The sequence below is a fragment of the Magnetospirillum fulvum genome (assembly GCF_900108475.1).
Lineage (GTDB): Bacteria > Pseudomonadota > Alphaproteobacteria > Rhodospirillales > Magnetospirillaceae > Phaeospirillum > Phaeospirillum fulvum_A.
The window spans coordinates 1-16917 of sequence record NZ_FNWO01000007.1; the positions used below are offsets into that span (position 1 = coordinate 1).

General features: G+C 64.2%; 19 protein-coding genes. 4 read left to right on the forward strand and 15 right to left on the reverse strand.

Annotation, left to right across the window (positions count from 1 at the left end; all coding sequences use genetic code 11):
* From BLW40_RS09570 to BLW40_RS09595, 6 genes are all read right to left on the reverse strand, one after another.
* The coding region (locus BLW40_RS09570; protein ID WP_139305554.1) for a DUF4372 domain-containing protein at positions 1 to 214 on the reverse strand (214 nt) is incomplete at its 3' end.
* A gap of 71 nt (positions 215 to 285) precedes the next feature.
* Complete coding sequence (locus BLW40_RS09575) at positions 286 to 699, reverse strand: hypothetical protein (RefSeq protein WP_244511121.1); 414 nt, start codon at positions 697 to 699, stop codon at positions 286 to 288.
* Between the two features lie 27 nt (positions 700 to 726).
* Positions 727 to 1185 carry a c-type cytochrome gene (locus BLW40_RS09580; protein WP_074767979.1) on the reverse strand — a complete coding sequence of 153 codons (459 nt, stop codon included), beginning with the start codon at positions 1183 to 1185 and terminating at the stop codon, positions 727 to 729.
* Positions 1186 to 1205: 20 nt separating this feature from the next.
* A complete protein-coding gene (locus BLW40_RS09585; protein ID WP_074767981.1) occupies positions 1206 to 2135 on the reverse strand; it encodes an alpha-E domain-containing protein in 930 nt (309 codons plus the stop codon).
* Complete coding sequence (locus BLW40_RS09590) at positions 2129 to 3547, reverse strand: circularly permuted type 2 ATP-grasp protein (RefSeq protein WP_074767983.1); 1419 nt, start codon at positions 3545 to 3547, stop codon at positions 2129 to 2131. The genes BLW40_RS09585 and BLW40_RS09590 overlap by 7 nt, the downstream gene beginning before the upstream one ends.
* Before the next feature lie 96 nt (positions 3548 to 3643).
* Positions 3644 to 4006 carry a thiol-disulfide oxidoreductase DCC family protein gene (locus BLW40_RS09595; protein WP_083386720.1) on the reverse strand — a complete coding sequence of 121 codons (363 nt, stop codon included), beginning with the start codon at positions 4004 to 4006 and terminating at the stop codon, positions 3644 to 3646.
* Positions 4007 to 4137: 131 nt separating this feature from the next.
* Here BLW40_RS09595 and mazG point away from each other — a divergent pair, with 131 nt between their 5' ends.
* From mazG to BLW40_RS09610, 3 genes are read left to right on the forward strand one after another with little or no spacing between them, the layout of a single operon-like run.
* On the forward strand, positions 4138 to 4971 hold the full coding sequence (mazG, locus tag BLW40_RS09600; protein WP_074767987.1) for a nucleoside triphosphate pyrophosphohydrolase: 834 nt from the start codon (positions 4138 to 4140) through the stop codon (positions 4969 to 4971).
* On the forward strand, positions 4961 to 5611 hold the full coding sequence (locus tag BLW40_RS09605; protein ID WP_244511122.1) for a hypothetical protein: 651 nt from the start codon (positions 4961 to 4963) through the stop codon (positions 5609 to 5611). The genes mazG and BLW40_RS09605 overlap by 11 nt, the downstream gene beginning before the upstream one ends.
* Before the next feature lie 26 nt (positions 5612 to 5637).
* On the forward strand, positions 5638 to 6420 hold the full coding sequence (locus BLW40_RS09610; RefSeq protein WP_074767990.1) for an SDR family NAD(P)-dependent oxidoreductase: 783 nt from the start codon (positions 5638 to 5640) through the stop codon (positions 6418 to 6420).
* A 12-nt stretch (positions 6421 to 6432) separates the two neighbouring features.
* Here BLW40_RS09610 and BLW40_RS09615 read toward each other — a convergent pair whose 3' ends face one another.
* Complete coding sequence (locus BLW40_RS09615; RefSeq protein ID WP_074767991.1) at positions 6433 to 6981, reverse strand: DNA-3-methyladenine glycosylase I; 549 nt, start codon at positions 6979 to 6981, stop codon at positions 6433 to 6435.
* Positions 6982 to 7005: 24 nt separating this feature from the next.
* Positions 7006 to 7410 (reverse strand): methylmalonyl-CoA epimerase, encoded by a 405-nt coding sequence (gene mce / locus BLW40_RS09620; protein WP_074767993.1) that lies wholly within the window; start codon positions 7408 to 7410, stop codon positions 7006 to 7008.
* 171 nt (positions 7411 to 7581) lie between these two features.
* Here mce and BLW40_RS09625 point away from each other — a divergent pair, with 171 nt between their 5' ends.
* Positions 7582 to 9954: a penicillin acylase family protein gene (locus tag BLW40_RS09625; protein WP_074768288.1), complete on the forward strand. Its 2373-nt coding sequence runs from the start codon at positions 7582 to 7584 to the stop codon at positions 9952 to 9954.
* A 29-nt stretch (positions 9955 to 9983) separates the two neighbouring features.
* Here BLW40_RS09625 and BLW40_RS09630 read toward each other — a convergent pair whose 3' ends face one another.
* The 7 genes from BLW40_RS09630 to BLW40_RS09660 form a co-directional block, all read right to left on the reverse strand.
* A complete protein-coding gene (locus tag BLW40_RS09630; RefSeq protein WP_074767995.1) occupies positions 9984 to 10463 on the reverse strand; it encodes a flavin reductase family protein in 480 nt (159 codons plus the stop codon).
* A 69-nt stretch (positions 10464 to 10532) separates the two neighbouring features.
* Positions 10533 to 10931 carry a DNA-directed RNA polymerase subunit omega gene (gene rpoZ / locus BLW40_RS09635; protein WP_074767997.1) on the reverse strand — a complete coding sequence of 133 codons (399 nt, stop codon included), beginning with the start codon at positions 10929 to 10931 and terminating at the stop codon, positions 10533 to 10535.
* A gap of 40 nt (positions 10932 to 10971) precedes the next feature.
* The gene (locus BLW40_RS09640) at positions 10972 to 13071 is read right to left on the reverse strand and encodes an ATP-binding protein (protein WP_074767999.1); all 2100 of its coding nucleotides are present in this window, start codon (positions 13069 to 13071) and stop codon (positions 10972 to 10974) included.
* Positions 13068 to 13802 (reverse strand): ABC transporter ATP-binding protein, encoded by a 735-nt coding sequence (locus BLW40_RS09645; RefSeq protein WP_074768001.1) that lies wholly within the window; start codon positions 13800 to 13802, stop codon positions 13068 to 13070. Before BLW40_RS09645 ends, BLW40_RS09640 begins: the two co-directional genes overlap by 4 nt.
* A 3-nt stretch (positions 13803 to 13805) precedes the next feature.
* Positions 13806 to 14636, reverse strand: a complete 831-nt coding sequence (locus BLW40_RS09650; protein WP_074768003.1) for an ABC transporter ATP-binding protein — start codon at positions 14634 to 14636, stop codon at positions 13806 to 13808.
* A complete protein-coding gene (gene livM, locus BLW40_RS09655) occupies positions 14633 to 15889 on the reverse strand; it encodes a high-affinity branched-chain amino acid ABC transporter permease LivM (RefSeq protein ID WP_074768005.1) in 1257 nt (418 codons plus the stop codon). The genes BLW40_RS09650 and livM overlap by 4 nt, the downstream gene beginning before the upstream one ends.
* Before the next feature lie 4 nt (positions 15890 to 15893).
* Positions 15894 to 16808 carry an ABC transporter permease subunit gene (locus BLW40_RS09660; protein WP_074768007.1) on the reverse strand — a complete coding sequence of 305 codons (915 nt, stop codon included), beginning with the start codon at positions 16806 to 16808 and terminating at the stop codon, positions 15894 to 15896.
* Positions 16809 to 16917 lie beyond the last annotated feature (109 nt).

The window sequence follows — 16917 nt, forward strand, 5'->3', positions numbered from 1 at the left end:
GGTAGAGACGGGCCGCGTGGCTCTCCAAGCCGCCGACGATCTCGCGGAGGCTGGTTGCTCCCGAAAGCTGGCCGTACAAAAGCGCGACAAACTGACTCTTCGTCGAAAGACGACGGACATGCTTGTCCGCCCTGTGCTCGCTGACCAGACGGTCGAACTCACCCCACGGAACATGCTTCAAAAGGTCGTGAAGAACGCTATTCTTGTGTCGCACGGTGTTGGCTCCAATTTCGTGTCCAGGAGACGCGCCAACGTCTGAACACGAGTAGAATCAACGCCGTGCACTTAGTCCAGAAATTTAAACCGGACAGCCGTGGCCCGTGGCTGGGGATCGATCGAGACGATTTTGGTCCGCAAGTTCCGCGCCGCGATAACGTGGCGGGCGAATTTGGTCGAATTGCCCGAGCCGATTTCGATCAGCAAACGGGGATCGTGGCGGACCAGCATCCCGCACAGCGCCAGCGCATCGAGCGAGGTGAACCAGGGATTGAACCAGCGCGGGCTGGGCGAGTCGTCGGGGGCTTCACGCGGGATCGCGGCGAACAGAGGCCGCAATTCGGCCAGCGCGTCCAACCTGCGGGCATAGCCCGACCGACCGCGTTCCAGAATCGCCGTCAACCGGGGATGCGTCGGCGTGCCGAAGCCCCAGCGAGGGCGGCATTGATAGCTGTATTGTCCGATCTGGACCGTGGCGGTCACGCTTCTATCCCTCCCCGTTGGGCGGCCTCACCGCGCCGAAATCGCCGCCTGACGCCCCCGGATCTCCGGGGGCCAAGTCGATTGGATGAACGCGATCACGGCACGAATCTCGGCATCGCTGAGAATGCCGACATAGGACGGCATCGCGCTTTTGTAATCGGGCGGAACGAAACGCGCCATCCCGTGCTTGGTCACGGCAAACAAATATTCGTTGGGATGATGCCAGCTATGGCCGCTGGCGTCATGCGGAGGAGCCGGTAGCTCGCCATTGGGCTTGCGGCGCTGCCAGTCGGGCTCGCCCTGCAACCCGGCTCCGTGACAGCGGGCGCATTGGGCGGCATAAAGCTCTGCCCCCCGCGCCACCTGGATTTCATCGTCGGGGTCGATCGCCTGGGCGGCCCAGCGGCGGTATTCCCACCCGCCGCCCAGTCCGGCCAAGACAAACCCAACCGCCACAGCCGCGATCAGCAGACGACGCTGGCGCATCCCCTGTTCTCTCCCGTCCCTCAGCTCAGCAGGAAGTCCTTGTGAATCTGATCGGCGAGGCTGTTGTTGGCGTCGATGAAATCGTCGATGAACGGCCCCAGCCCCCGCGACAGCAGATGGTCGAGCCGCCCGTAATGGATGTGGGCATGCGCGGCCCCGGCCAGACGGGTGCATTCCGCTTGCGGGTTGAGGCGTTCAAGAATGTCACGTACCTGATTGAGGCAAGAGTGCAGCGAGCGCGGCAATGCCGCCCGCATCACCAGCAGATCGACCGCCCGCAAGGGGGTGATGTCGCCGCCGTGAACGGTGCGGAAGGCGCGGAAGGCGCTGACCGAGCGTAACACCGCCGCCCAATGCAATTGATCGTCGGCATCAACATCGGTCTGACCGGGAGCGACTCCAGTGGCCCGCACCCCGAGCAAACGGGCGGTATTGTCGGCCCGCTCGAGGAAGGTGCCGAGGCGGATAAAGTAATCGGCTTCGTCGCGCAGCATCGTGCCGTAGGTAATGCCGCGGAACTGGTGCGACCGCTCGCGCACCCATTCGCAAAAGGCGATCAGTCCCTGTTCGCGCAGACGGGGACCGTCCAGTCCGCGTGCTTCCAGCCAGGTTCCGTTCAGCGATTCCCAGGTCTCGACCGGAATCACACTGCGGACAGCGTGGGCATTCTCGCGCGCGGCTCGCAGCGAGGAATAGATCGAGGACGGGTTGGTCGGATCGAGCACGGCGTACTCGATCACCGACACCGCCGAGCGTTCGCCGTGACGGGCGGCGAAATCGTCCTCACCACCGGCGATGGTCAGCACCGGCTGCCAACAGGCCGCGCGGTCACGGGTGGATGGCACCGACAAGGACAGCCGGTTGGCGACTTCGACGAAGCGGGTGATGTTCTCCGCCCGCTCCATGTATCGGCTCATCCAGTAGAGATGATCTGCGGTGCGGCTCAGCATGGGTCGATCTCCAGCACCCAGGTATCCTTGGTTCCGCCGCCCTGCGACGAATTGACCACCAGCGACCCTTCGCGCAACGCCACCCGGGTCAGCCCGCCGGGCACCAGGGTCGCGGTCTCGCCCATCAGGACATAGGGCCGCAGATCGACGTGGCGGGGCGCGATCCCCTTATCGACCAGGGTCGGGACCGTCGAGAGCGACAGGGTCGGCTGGGCGATGTAATTGGCCGGATTGGCCAGGATGCGGGCGCGAAACTCCTCGATCTCGGCCTTGGTCGATGTCGGGCCGACCAGCATGCCGTAGCCGCCCGCTCCCTGCACTTCCTTGACCACCAGTTCAGGCAGCCGCTCCAACACGTATTTACGTTCGTCCTCGCGTTCCAGCCGCCAAGTCGGAACATTAGAGAGGATCGGTTCCTCGCCGAGATAGAACCGGACCATGTCGGGAACGTGGATATAGGTCGCCTTGTCGTCAGCGACGCCGGTCCCGATCGCATTGGCCAGGGTGACGCCGCCGGAGCGGTAGGCCGCCATTAAGCCGCGAACACCCAATGTCGAGGTCGGATTGAACGCCGCCGGGTCGAGGAAATCGTCGTCGATGCGGCGATAGATCACATCGACCCGCTTCGGCCCCTGGGTGGTCCGCATATAGACCAGCCCATCCTCGACGAACAGGTCGCGGCCCTCGACCAGTTCGACGCCCATCTGCTCGGCCAGGAACGCGTGCTCGAAATAGGCGCTGTTGTAATAGCCCGGCGTCATCACCACCACGGTCGGCTCGCCGGTACAGGCGGACGGAGCCACCGCGCGCAGATTGCGCAGCAACTGGTCGGGATAGGAATCGACCGCCGCGACGTTGTAGCGGGTGAACAGATCGGGGAACAACCGCATCATCATCGCCCGGTTTTCCAGCATGTAGGAAACCCCGGACGGCGAGCGCAGATTGTCTTCCAGCACGAAAAATTCATCTTCGCCGGTGCGGACGACATCGATTCCGGCGATATGGATATAAACGTCGCGGGCGACGGTCAGCCCCTGCATCTCGGGGCGGTACAGGCCGTTGCTGAACACCCGCTCGGCCGGGATCACCCCGGCCTTGATGATCTCCTGACCATGGTAGAGATCGTTGAGAAAGGCGTTGAGTGCCCGCACCCGCTGGCAACACCCGTCGGACAGCCGTTTCCATTCCCGCGCGGTGAGGATACGGGGGATTGGATCGAACGGAATCAGCCGCTCGGTTCCTTCCTGATCGCCATAGACGGCGAACGTGATCCCAAGACGACGAAACAGGGCGTCGGCCTGTTCGTTCTTGCGCGGCAACAGATCGGGTGGCATCGACAACAGCCAGTCCTCGTAGGTCCGGAAGGCAGGTCTGACCCCACCGTCGGCCGACTTCATTTCGTCGAACGCCATCTTCCCCCGATCCTCCCGTGTCGCCTGTACCAAGCCTGGGTGACTGTAGCCCCTGCTCAATTCACAGGCAACAACCCAACCGGCTTGGTTTCAGTGCTATTGGCTTGTCCGCCACATCGGACGCACCCGCAGGAAAGCGCGATAGCCGAACCCGAGCAGCAGCCGCATCGGCGGCAACGCGGCCAGACGAGCGACAAAGCCAAGCCCCGGCACCCGCGCCCACAGCGCGATGAAGGCGTCGAGACCGGACAGAACGCGCCCGGATTCGTCTCGCAGATGGAACAAACCCAGCGCCTGGGCACGGTCCAATCCCTCGCCCAATTCGCTTTCGTCGCAGGACGATGCATCGACCCAGCGCACCGCATCCTCGGGGGTCAGTCGCCGATAGGTCGCGATCTCGCGGGAACAAACCGGGCAATCGCCATCGTAATAGACACTGACGGGGGAACATTCGGTCATCGACGGACTCCCTTTCAAATCGTGGTTACAACAGCTTGTACGGTCGGGACCGGACAATGGATCACTCTGATCCTTGCCTCGTGACGCCAGGGTGCTACGATCTTGTCCCACCCTGGCGGAGCCCCCCTATCATGGACGAAGATTGCGCGCCTTGCGCCCCGACGCGGTCGATCGACCGCTTGCTGGTGGTGATGGCGCGGTTGCGCGACCCGGAGCGCGGATGTTCGTGGGATCGCGCCCAAAGCTGGGCGACGATCGCGCCCTATACCATCGAGGAAGCCTATGAGGTCGCCGACGCGATCGCCCGCAACGACAGCGGTGCGGTGAAGGACGAATTGGGCGACCTGTTGTTTCAGGTGGTGTTCCAGTCGCGCATCGCCGAAGAAGATGGACATTTCGATTTCGAAACGGTGGCCGATGCCGCCGCCGAAAAGATGATCCGTCGCCACCCCCATTTGTTCTCCGACGCTCAACCGACCGAAGCGGCCGCCCATCTGGAAGCGTGGGAAGAGATCAAGGCGCGCGAACGGGCCGAAGCGGGCGGAGACGGCGTTCTCGACGGCATTGCCCGGGCCCTGCCCCCAATGACCCGCGCCCTGAAGCTGCAAAACCGTGCCGCCCGGGTCGGCTTCGACTGGGACGAGCCGGGGGCGATCCTCGACAAGCTGGCGGAAGAAGCCGAAGAGGTCGCGGTCGAAATCCGCGCCGGGGCACCGCATGACCGGGTCGAGGACGAAATCGGCGATCTGATGTTCGTCTGCGTCAATCTTGCCCGCAAGCTGGCGGTCGATCCCGACCGCGCCCTGGCGCGGGCCAACGAGAAGTTCGAACGCCGCTTCCGCCATATCGAACGCGCCCTGCGCGACGAAGGACGCTCGCCCGCCGTCGCATCGCTCGACGAAATGGAAGCGTTGTGGCAGGCTGCAAAACGGTTGGAGCCCAGCGGAGGTGGCCGTGGCGGCTGAATGGACCAAACGGCTGGCGGTTTTGGCCGCCCTGTTCCTGCTGTCGTCGTGCTACATCCCCGACAAGTTTCGGGCCGAGCTGCGGCTGTCGCGCTATGGCGATTTCGCTCTCAGCTACAAGGGCGACCTGATGTGGGCCCCGATCCTCGACGATTACCGCAAGGGCAAGGTCGATCCCAAGGACGAGGCCGAGCGGATCGAGAACATCCGCAAGGATCTGGTCCGCGACATTGCCTTTCGCAAGATCGAATCGCGCGGCCGCGGCCGCTTCTCCGTCGAGTATGAACGGGCCGGACGCCTGGGCAATGTCCAATTGACCGCCCTGATCCGCCGCGACGCCCGCATGCTGGCGCTCCGTTCGCTCGAAAACGGGGCGATCATCGTCGCCGCCAACGGGTTAAAGCCCTCGGACGCCCAGATTCTGGCCGAACTCGGCTTGACGATGGAAGGCGAATTCCGCGTCACCACCGACGCCAACGTCGTCGAAAACAACGCGACCGAAGTCCGTCAGTTCGGGACCAACCGGGTCTATATCTGGAAGATCGACAACCCGTTGTCGCCGATGCCGCATCTGGTGATGTTGCGCGATCCCGACCCGCGTCGCCCGCTGCCGCCCCGCGCGTCCGAAATGAAAAACTGACCCCGCAGCCAGAACGAGGATTGGTGATGAGTGCCGACTGGACCAACCGGACCGTGATGGTGACTGGAGCCACTGCCGGATTCGGCACGGCCATCGCCCGCCGCTTCGCCGCCGCCGGGGCGCGGCTGGTGATCTGCGGGCGTCGGGTCGAACGGCTGGATTCCTTGAAAGCCGAGTTGGAAACCCCGGTTCATGCCGCTCCACTCGACGTGCGCGACCGGGCCGCGATTGCCGCCTTTGTCGCCGCTCTGCCGCCCGACTTCGCCGCGATCGACGTCCTTGCCAACAATGCCGGGCTGGCCCTGGGGCTTGAACCGGCCTACGCCACCGATCCCGACGATTGGGACACGATGATCGACACCAACCTGAAAGGGCTGGTCCAGGTCACCCGCGCCATTCTGCCCGGCATGGTCGAGCGCGATCGCGGCCATATCGTCAATATCGGCTCGATCGCCGGGAATTTTCCCTATCCCGGTGGCAACGTCTATGGAGCGACCAAGGCGGCGGTGAAGCAATTTTCCGCCAATCTGCTGGCCGATCTGGTCAAGACCCGGCTGCGCGTCACCAATATCGAGCCGGGCCTGTGCGGCGGGTCGGAATTCTCCACCGTCCGCTTCCATGGCGATCCCGACAAGGCCGCCAAGGTCTATGAGGGGACCACACCGCTGACCTCGGAAGATGTCGCCGAAGCGGTGTTCTGGGCCGCCTCGGCCCCGTCTCACGTCAATATCAGCCGGATCGAGATGATGCCGTCCTGTCAGGCCGTAGCGGGCATGGCAGTACACCGGCGCAGCCCGGACGAGATGTAATATCTTTTAAATTCAGACTGTTGGATCGACTTTCCGCCACGGCGGATCAAGCTCGAGTATCCGGACAAAGGCCGGACAATCAGGGCGGTGAGCGCCGGGAAGAACGCCGATGCTCATCAGGAACTCGCCCACCACCTCGCCACCGGTAAAGGCGAAGGTCTGGCGGAACAGCTTGACCCAGGCTGCTTTGTCGCGGGGATGGTGGCGGTCGATCCAGGCGGCGAACGATCCCTCGGCCTCGCGAATCTCCAGCAGCTTGCGGGCATTGCCGATCACCGTCTCGATCTTGCGGCGGTTGCGGATGATCGCGGCGTCGGACATCAGACGCTCGATCTCCGCCGCGCCATAGCTGGCGACGCGGTCGGGGTCGAATCCGTCGAACGCCGCCACCAGGGCCGGGCGCTTTTTCAACACGATCAGCCAGGACAGACCGGCCTGGAAAATCTCCAGGCACAGCCGCTCGAACAACGCCCGGTCGTCCCGGATCGGAACGCCGTATTCGTTGTCGTGATAAGGGCCGTGGAACGGGTGGCCGGGGGCGATATCGCAATACCAGTTCATCGCCTGCCTCCCGGCCGATTCCGTCTAAGCCTGCTCGAGTTCGACCAGAGTGCCACAGAAATCCTTCGGATGCAGGAACAGCACCGGCTTGTCATGAGCGCCGATCTTGGGCTCGCCATCGCCCAGAACCCGAGCCCCGCTCGCCTTCAACTGATCGCGGGCGGCCAGGATGTCGGCGACCTCGTAACAGATATGATGGATGCCACCATTCGGATTCTTGGCCAGGAACCCGGCGATCGGCGAGGCATCGCCCAGCGGGTGAACCAATTCGACCTTGGTGTTGGGCAGGGTGACGAACACCACGACGACGCCGTGCGCGGGCTGCGGCACCGGTTCGGAAACGACCGCGCCCAGCGTATCGCGGTAAAGAGCGGTCGCGGCGGCAAGGTCCGGAACGGCAATAGCAACGTGGTTCAGTTTTCCGATCATCGTGGTCTCGATCCTGTTCGATCCGGGCGTTTCTGACCGCCTCCCTATAGCACGGCGAACCGCAACGGCCAAAGGCGAAGCCGCGCTTTCGCTTTACAGGCTCTGCCGGTTGGCGGTACCACTTTAAGGTCGGCAGCGACATCCGCCGCAACGAGGGTGGGGGGAGCGATCGTGACGGAGGAAACCGCCGCAGCCAGAAACCGCCTTTCGTCTCGGCGGCGACGGGGGGTCATCGCCGTCAACGCCTTGGTTCTGACCGCCCTGCTCGGGGGTGCCGCTCTCTGGCTGATGCTGATGAGCCCGCTGCCCCGTCAAACCGGCCGGATCGAGCTGACCGGCCTCACCGCCCCCGTCACCATTGCCCGCGACGCCAAGGGCGTTCCCCATATCCGCGCCGCCAACCGCCAGGATTCATGGTTCGCCCTGGGTTGGGTCCATGCCCAGGACCGGATGTGGCAGATGGACTCTATGCGCCGTCTCGGCTCTGGCCGCCTGTCCGAAGCGATTGGGCCGACCGGGCTGGTCAGCGACCGCTTCATGCGGACGCTGGGGCTGCGTCGGCTCGCCGAACGCTCTTTGCCCCGCCTCGACGAGCCGACGCGGGCCGCCCTGACCGCCTATGCCAACGGCGTCAATGCGTGGTTGACGTCGCCGGAGACCCGTCTGCCGCTTGAATTCACCATGTTGGGAGTGCGTCCCGAGCCGTGGAGCCCGGTTGATTCATTGCTTTGGCACAAGCTGATGGCGCTGCAACTGGCGGGAAACTGGCCCGATGACATCTTACGGGCCAGACTGGCGCGGCGGATCGACCCCAGACGGATTCCCGACCTGTTTCCGGCCGGATCGTCCGAGTCCGTGCCGGGCCTGTCCGACGCGGGTTGGAGCGCTCTGATCGCAGCGATTCCGGCGGCGGCGAGGCCCGCTCCGGCCTCGAACATCTGGATCGTGTCGGGAAGCCGCAGTGCCAGCGGCAAGCCGATCCTCGCCAACGATCCCCATCTGCCCTTCTCCGTACCATCCCCCTGGTATCTGGCCGCAATCGACGTGCCGGGCCTGTCGCTGGCGGGCGCGACCGCGCCCGGCCTGCCGTTTCCTGTCATCGGCCATAACGACAAGATCGCCTGGGGCTTCACCTCGGCCGAGGCCGACACCGTCGATCTGTTCATCGAGAAGACCGACGGCGATACCGCCTACCGGACCCCCGAGGGGAGCCGTCCCTTTAGCGTCCGCGACGAGGTGATCCGGGTCAAGGACGGCTCCGACGTCCCGATCCGGGTGCGGGAAACCCGGCATGGTCCGGTGATCTCGGACCTGATCGCGAGCGATCTGGCCGGACCGGGCGAGGTGGTCGCCTTTGCCGCGACGGCGCTCAGCGACAGCGACACCGGGGTTCAGAGCCTGATGCGGATGAGTCTGGCGCGGGATTGGCCGGGATTCGCGGCGGCCCTGCGCGAGGTTCAGGCTCCGGCGCTGAATGTCGGCTATGCCGATGTTGGCGGCACCATCGCGTTGACCACGGTCGGGCGGATTCCGATCCGCCGCTCCGGCAATGGACTGACACCGGCGCGGGGCTGGACCGGAGCTGGCGATTGGACCGGGTGGATTCCCCCGGCCAAACTGCCCCAGACGGTCAACCCCCGTTCCGGCCTCCTGATCAACGCCAACAATCGTCCCAGCCCGGACAAATACCCTTACCTGATCGCCGCGCTGTGGCCCGAAACCTATCGGGCGGAACGGCTGCGCGAGATGCTGGAACCGCGCAAGGCGATAACGCCTGCCGAAATGGTCGCGATCCAGGGCGATTTCGTCTCGCTCCAGGCGGTCGAACTCAAGGATATGCTGACCGGAATCGACCCGGCCTCGGAGCGGGGACGGGTTGCGGTGCGGCTGATCGCCGACTGGACCGGCGATGTCTCGCGCGACCGCCCCGAACCCTTGATCCTTGCCGCCTGGGTCGCGACCCTGACCCACGCCGTCTTCGCCGACGAACTGGGCGATCTCTATGACCCGCAATCGCCGCCCTCGCCCCAGGTGCTGATCGACGCCCTGACCAAGCGGCGTCACTGGTGCGATGACGTCTCCACCCCCGCCGCCGAGAGCTGCGAGGAGCTGATCGAACGCAGCCTCGATCAATCTCTGGCCGATCTGAAAGCCGATTGGGGCCGCGACATGGCGCGCTGGCGCTGGGGAGACGCCCACCGGGCCCGCTTTGCCCATCCGGTGCTGGGACAGATGCCGCTGTTGCGGCGGTGGGCGACCCTGGAAACCCCGACCGATGGCGACAACGCCACGCTGTCACGCGGCAGCTATCGCCTCCTCGACAAAAGCTATCCCCATGTCCATGGGCCGACCCTGCGGGCGGTGTTCGATCTGGCCGCCCTCGACACCAGCACGTATCAGATCGTGCCCGGCCAGTCGGGGCATCCGATGTCGTCGCATTATGGTGATCAGGTCAAGGATTGGCGCGACAACCGCCCGTTCCGGCTGGAACACGACGGCGCATGGGTGCTGACCCTGGCTCCGCGCCCGGTCAATCCGGAGTGAAGTAAAAAAAGGCTCCGCGATGAGCCGTTTTAAGGAAGATCGAGATAGGCGCCGCCGTGATAGATCAGCGGACGCGCCCCCTCGCGGGAGCGGATCGTTTCGACTTCACCGATAAAGATCAGATGATCGCCGCCCGGAACGGTGCGAGTCACTGTGCAGCCCAGCACGGTCAGCGCCCCCGGCAAAGCGGGTGCCCCACCGGGCAAAGCCTCCCAGGCCAGATCGCGCCAGCGATCCTCGACCGGACCAGCGAAGCGGGCGGAAAGATCGCGCTGATCGTCGGCCAGGATGTTGACGGCAAAGCGGCCCGCCGCCTCGATCGCGCTCACGCACGAACCGGTCTGACCCAGGCAGAACAGCACCAGGGGCGGATCGAGCGAGAGGGAGGAAAAAGCGCTGACGGTCACTCCAACCGGCAGATCGACCCGAGGATCGATCGCGGTGATGACCGTCACGCCAGAGGCAAAGCTGCCGAGCGCCTTGCGAAAGGAACGGGGGTCGAGGGACATGTCGCGGGCCTCCCTGGCTACGACCGGTCGGCCGGGGCAGACCGGCCCCTCGTTCCCGATCCGGAAACGCTACTCTTCGTCGGGGGTCTCGATACCGACCAGTTCGGGATCGGGATCGGTTCCGTCCTCGTTGATCGACATGCCGTCTTCCAGCATCTCGTCTTCGTTGGCGACGGTCTCGAAGGCGAGGTCGCTGTCGGCGGCAAAGCCTTCCATCTCGTCCTCTTCCGGCTCGTCGTTCTCGACATGCTTCTGCAAGCCCTGGATCAGGGAATTTTGCAGGACGTCGAGCACGACGGTGTCCTCGGCGATCTCGCGCAGAGCCACCACCGGGTTCTTGTCATTGTCGCGGTCAAGGGTCAGCCGCGCACCGCCGGAGATGTCACGGGCGCGCTGCCCGGCCATCAGAACCAGCTCGAAGCGGTTGGGAACCTTGAGAACACAATCTTCAACCGTGACACGAGCCATCGTCTAAGTCCGCCATTAACTGCCCGAAAGGGAAGAAAGGTTATATAGACCCTTGGCCGTCAAAAGCAAGCCCGCCCTCAATCGGAGTGCCCGGCGGAGGGCTCAGGGTGAAGTGAAACGAGGTTCCGACCCCAAGGGCCGATTCGACCCACAGGCTCCCACCATGGCGCTCGACGATCCGCTTGCACAACGCCAGACCGATCCCGACGCCGGGAATCGCGCTGTGGGTATGCAGCCGTTTGAAGATCACGAAGATTTGATCGAGATAGGCCGCGTCGATCCCGATGCCGTTATCCTCAACCAGAAACTCCCACATCTCGCCCGAGCGGCGGCTCGACACCGCGATCACCGGAACCCGGTTGCGGTCGCGATATTTAAGCGCGTTGCCGATCAGATTCTGGAACAATTGGGTCAGTTGCACCTCGTCGGCGGCGACGACCGGCATCGGCCCGGTGCGGATGATCGCCCCGCTTTCGACGATCGCATTCGACAGGTAGCCGAGCGCCACCGACAGCGCCCGGCCGGACTCAACCGTATCGAAACCGCGACCGACCGAATCGACCCGCGAGAATTCCAGCAATCCCTCGACCAAGCGCATCATCTGTTTGGCGGCGCTGACGATATAGCCGACGAATTCGGAGATGTCGGAATCGCGCGAGCCATAGCGAACGTCCAGAAGCTGGGCATAGCGGACCAGGGTGTTTAACGGTTCGCGCAGATCGTGCGACGCGGCATAGGCGAACCGTTCCAGATCGGTGTTCGACCGGGTCAGGGCGTCGATGGTGCGGGCCAGGGCATCGGCGCTTTCCTTACGCTCGGTGATGTCGCGCATCATCGCCAACACGCTGGGGCCGCCATCGTCGATCAAGACCCGGCGCAGATCGACCTCGACCCAGAACAGGGTTCCATCGCGATGGCGGGCCAGCCATTCGAGAACCTGAGAATCCTCGACGGCGCGACGGACGATGGCCAGCGCGGTTTCGCCGTCGAACGGCGGGTTCCCTTCGACCAACGCCCCGACGGTCAGGGATGCGACCGCCTCGGGCGTATAGCCAAAGGTCTCGCGCATCTTCCGATTGACCATCCGGACCGCGCCGGTCTCGATATCGAAGATCAGGATCGAATCGTTGATCGCGTCGAAGATGGTGCGGAAACGAGCCTCGCTGATCGTCAGTTCGTTGAGGGCCGAGGTCAACGCGCGGGTCTTAACCCCAACCTGGCGGCGCAACATCCCCAACCAGACCAGTTGCAACAATGCGACCAGCAGAATCAGTCCGCCACCAATCAGGATGTTGCGCACAAGCTCATCATCGATTTGGGCGCTCAACGACCGCCCCAGCCAATGGTCCTCGATCGCCTTGCGGTCATCGGGGGAAATGCGCTCGAACCCGGCCGCGACGATAGTGCGGATGTCCTGACGCCCTTTCAGCACCACCCAATGGAACCGGCCGGAATAGAGCGGCTGCGACGCGCGGAAGCGTCCCTCCAGCCCTTTCTTGATCAGGTAGTACATTGCGGGTGGGCGATCGATGCAGGAGACCTTGATCTCGCCCTCGGCCCCGGCGTCGATCATCGCTTCGTAGCTGGGATAGCGGCGAATGCTGTCGATCCCGCGCATTGCCAGGAAATCGATACAGGAATCGCCGTCCTTGACCCCAACCGAAAAGCCCCGCAACGTCGCTGCGTCGGTGATCCCCGACAGGCTGGAATCGAAGACGATTGAAACGTCGATGGTGGCGTAAGGCTGCGAAAAATCATAGATTTCGTCGCGCGCCGCAGTCCAGAACGCCATGTCGAGCACGTCGGCTTCGCCCGCATTGAACCGCCGCTGCGCCTCGCCCCAATCCATCCCCAGCAGCGTCACCGGAATGCCGGTGCGGGACGACCATTGCGCCCACAGATCGGGAATGATCCCCTGAATCTCTCCCTGTTCGTCGCGAAAGGCATAAGGAGGATAGGAATCGTCAACCAGAACCCGCAACCGGGGAAGCGCCGCCGATAGAACGGGGGCGGCGGGACGCGACACATTGACAGCCCCCGCCGGAGAGGCTCCGGCCAGTCCCTGCGCGGGCTTCGCGACCCAAACGGCCAGAGCGATCCCGACAAGCAGGGCGACACCGATGGCAATTCGGAGCTTCATGAAGTCGAAACCGCGCCTCCTCCCGCCCCGCCATCAAGGTAATGAGCCCTGATTTCAGGATTGTTCAACAGTTCGGCACCGGAACCGGACAGGGCGATCCGCCCGGTCACCATCACATGGGCGCGGTGGGCCAACGACAGAGCGTGAAAGGCGTTCTGCTCGACCAGCAGAACCGTCACCCCCTGCTCGCGATTGATTGTGGCGATGATCTCGAAAATCTGGCGCACCACCAGCGGTGCCAGTCCCAGCGACGGCTCGTCGAGCAGCAGCAGACGGGGACGGCTCATCAGCGCCCGCCCGATCGCCAGCATCTGCTGCTCGCCCCCCGACAGGGTGCCGCCGCGCTGGTCCAACCGTTCGCCCAGGCGGGGAAACAGACCCAGCACCCGGTCGAGATCGTCCTTGAAGTGACGCGGATCGGCAATCGACGCCCCCATCCGCAGGTTTTCCAACACGCTCATCCGGGGAAAGATCCGCCGCCCCTCGGGCGAGTGCGCCAGCCCGCGCCGGGCGATCAGATGGGTTGGTAGGCCGGTGATATCTTCACCCGCGAGGGTCACCCGCCCGGCGCTGGCACGCGGATTGCCGCAGATCGTCATCAACAGGGTGGTCTTGCCCGCCCCGTTGGCCCCGATCAAGGCGACGATCTCGCCCTCCCTGACGTCGATATCGATCCCATGCAGGGCCTCGATCCGACCATAGCCCGAATATAGTCCTTCGACCCGCAGCATCGGCTAGCCCTCCCCGCCCAGCACGGCGGCGGGCTCGTCCGGTTCGCCGAGATAGGCCCGGATCACCGCCGGATTGCCCCGCACCTCGGCCGGGCTCCCCTCGGCGATCAGGCTGCCATGGTCCAACACCACCACCCGGTCGGAAATCCCCATCACCACACTCATGTCGTGTTCGATCAGCAGCAGGCCGATCTTTTCCTCGTCGCGGATGCCTTGCAGCAAATGGTTCAAATCACCGGATTCGCGAGGATTGAGCCCCGCCGCCGGTTCGTCGAGGCACAGCAACAGCGGACGGGTGCACATCGCCCGCGCGATCTCCAAACGACGCTGATGACCATAGGGCAACGACCCGGCCTCGACGTCGGCAAAGGCGGTCAGCCCGGTTCGATCCAGCCAGTGGCGGGCCAGATCGATCGCCGCCCGCTCGGCCCGGCGATAGCGGCCAAGCCCCAGCAGACCGGCCAGGGAAAAGACCGAGGCCGCCATCAGCACCCGGTGCTGGGCAACGATCAGATTCTCCAACACGCTCATCTTGGGAAACAGCCGGATATTCTGAAAGGTGCGCGCCACCCGCGCCTTGCGGGCGATGACATGGTCGGCCATCCGCTCCAGCCGCAGCGCGGCTCCGTCCGGATGGTGCAGACTCAGCCGCCCGACCTGAGGTCGATAAAAGCCGGTAATGCAATTGAACAGGGTGGTCTTGCCCGCACCGTTGGGGCCGATCACCGCGGTGATCTCCCCCTGCCCGGCCGAGAACGACAGATCGCTGACCGCTGACAGACCGCCAAAGCGCATCGTCAACCCGTCAACCTCCAGCAGCGGCGGCGGCCTCATGCCCGTCCCCCCAGCCGGATCGTCGGCGCGCGCGAGGACAAAAGACCGCTCGGCTTCCACAGCATAATCAGCACCATCGCCGCGCCAAAGGCGAGCATCCGGTACATTTGCAGATCGCGGAACCATTCCGGCAGACCGACCAGCAACAGCGCGGCCAGCACGATCCCGATCTGGCTGCCCATCCCCCCCAGCACGACGATCGCCAGGATCATCGCGGATTCGATGAAGGTGAAGCTTTCCGGACTGATGAAGCCCTGACGGGTGGCGAAGAACGATCCGGCGAACCCGGCGAACATCGCCCCCAGGGCAAAAGCCGACAGCTTGATCGTGGTCGGATTGATCCCAAGCGAGCGGCAGGCGATCTCGTCCTCGCGCAGCGCTTCCCAGGCCCGGCCGACCGGAAGTCGACGAATGCGCAAGGTGAACAGGTTGGTCGCCAGCGCCAGGATCAAGATCAGAAAATAGAGGAAGATCACCCGGTGATCGGCCGAATAATCAAGGCCGAAAAACTCGGCAAAACTGGTCTGTCCCTCGGGCGGGACCGCCTTGAACGACAGCCCGAACAGGCTGGGCCGCTCGATTCCGGAAATTCCGATCGGACCGCCGGTCAGATCCTGCCAGTTTTGCAGCACGATCCGGATGATCTCGCCAAAGCCCAGGGTGACGATGGCGAGATAATCGCCGCGCAGCCGCAGCACGGGAAAGCCGAGGGCGATACCGAAGACGGCGGCGAACAGCCCGGCCAGCGGCAGGCAGACCCAGAAGGACAGGCCGAAGGTCAGCGACAGCAGGGCGTAGGAATAGGCTCCGACGGCATAGAAGGCGACGAAGCCGAGATCGAGCAGCCCGGCCAGCCCGACCACGATGTTCAATCCCCAGCCCAACATGATGTAGATCAGCACCATCGTCGCTTTATCGACCAGATTGCGGTCGGCAAAGGGAAGAAACGGCAACACCAGCGCGAACAGCGCCAGCCCCCAGCCGACCGCGAAGCGGGTCCAGTCGGGTGGCGGCGGTGGCAGAGGCAACCGGATCGAGAAATCGGCGATCCAGCGCCGGAACAGATCAATCAGCAACCGTCCGCAGAACACCCCTCCGGCCGCCCAGGCGACCAGATCGGGACGCCCGGCCAATGACAGACCGCTGGAGGAATCGACCAGTCGCACCCCCATCAGGGGCAAGGCCAGCAAGGCCGCCACCACGGCGGCGAGAGCGGCGGAGCGGATCAGGGGGGGAGACAAGGCGGCCGCCATGTCCTTAGACCTTCTCGACGTCGGGTCGGCCCAACAGGCCGGACGGTCGGAACAGCAGCACGCCGACCAGGATCGCGAAGGTGGCGACATCCTTGTATTGGATCGAGAAATAGGCCGACCACAGCGATTCGGTCAGACCGATCAGCAGCCCGCCCAGCATCGCCCCCGGCAACGAGCCGATGCCGCCCAGAACGGCGGCGGTGAACGCCTTGATCCCGGCCAGAAAGCCGATATAGAAATCAATCACGCCGTAATAGAGCGTCACCATCATTCCGGCGACACCGGCCAGGGCGGCCCCGATGACGAAGGTGGCCGACACCACCCGATCGACATTGACCCCCAGCAACGCCGCCATCTTCATATCCTGCTCGGTGGCGCGCTGAGCCCGGCCGAGCGAAGTGCGGGCGATCATCCAGGTGAACCCGGCCATCAAGGTCAGGGTCAACACGAAGATCACGATCTGCAACCAACTGATGCTGAGCGAAAAGGCCGCCCCCAAATCCAGGGTGACGCCGCCCTGGATCACCGGCGGCAGCGGCTTGACCCGGGCACCCTGAGCGATCTGGACAAAATTCTGCAACAGGATCGAGACACCGATCGCCGAAATCAGCGGGGCCAGACGGGGAGCGCCTCGCAATGGGCGATAGGCCATCCGTTCGACCACCCAACCCCACAGGGCGGTGAACACCATCGTCACCAGCAGGGCGGCCAGCAGGGCCAATGCCACCGATCCGCCACTAATACTTGAAAAAACCAAAAAGGCGACAAGAGAAATAAACGCCCCCAGCATATAGATTTCACCGTGAGCAAAATTAATCATCCCGATGATGCCATAGACCATCGTATATCCAAGAGCGATCAAACCGTAGATCGCACCAAGCGTCAGGCCATTAATCACCTGCTGGAAGAAATATTCCATCCGCACCCCAGCTCTTGCGGCCCGGAACAGGCCTGCTCGGTCAAAGCTACTCACCGGGCCGCATCTGTCAACCGCGAACACCGTCACCGGACCGGCCCGCGGGCGTGTC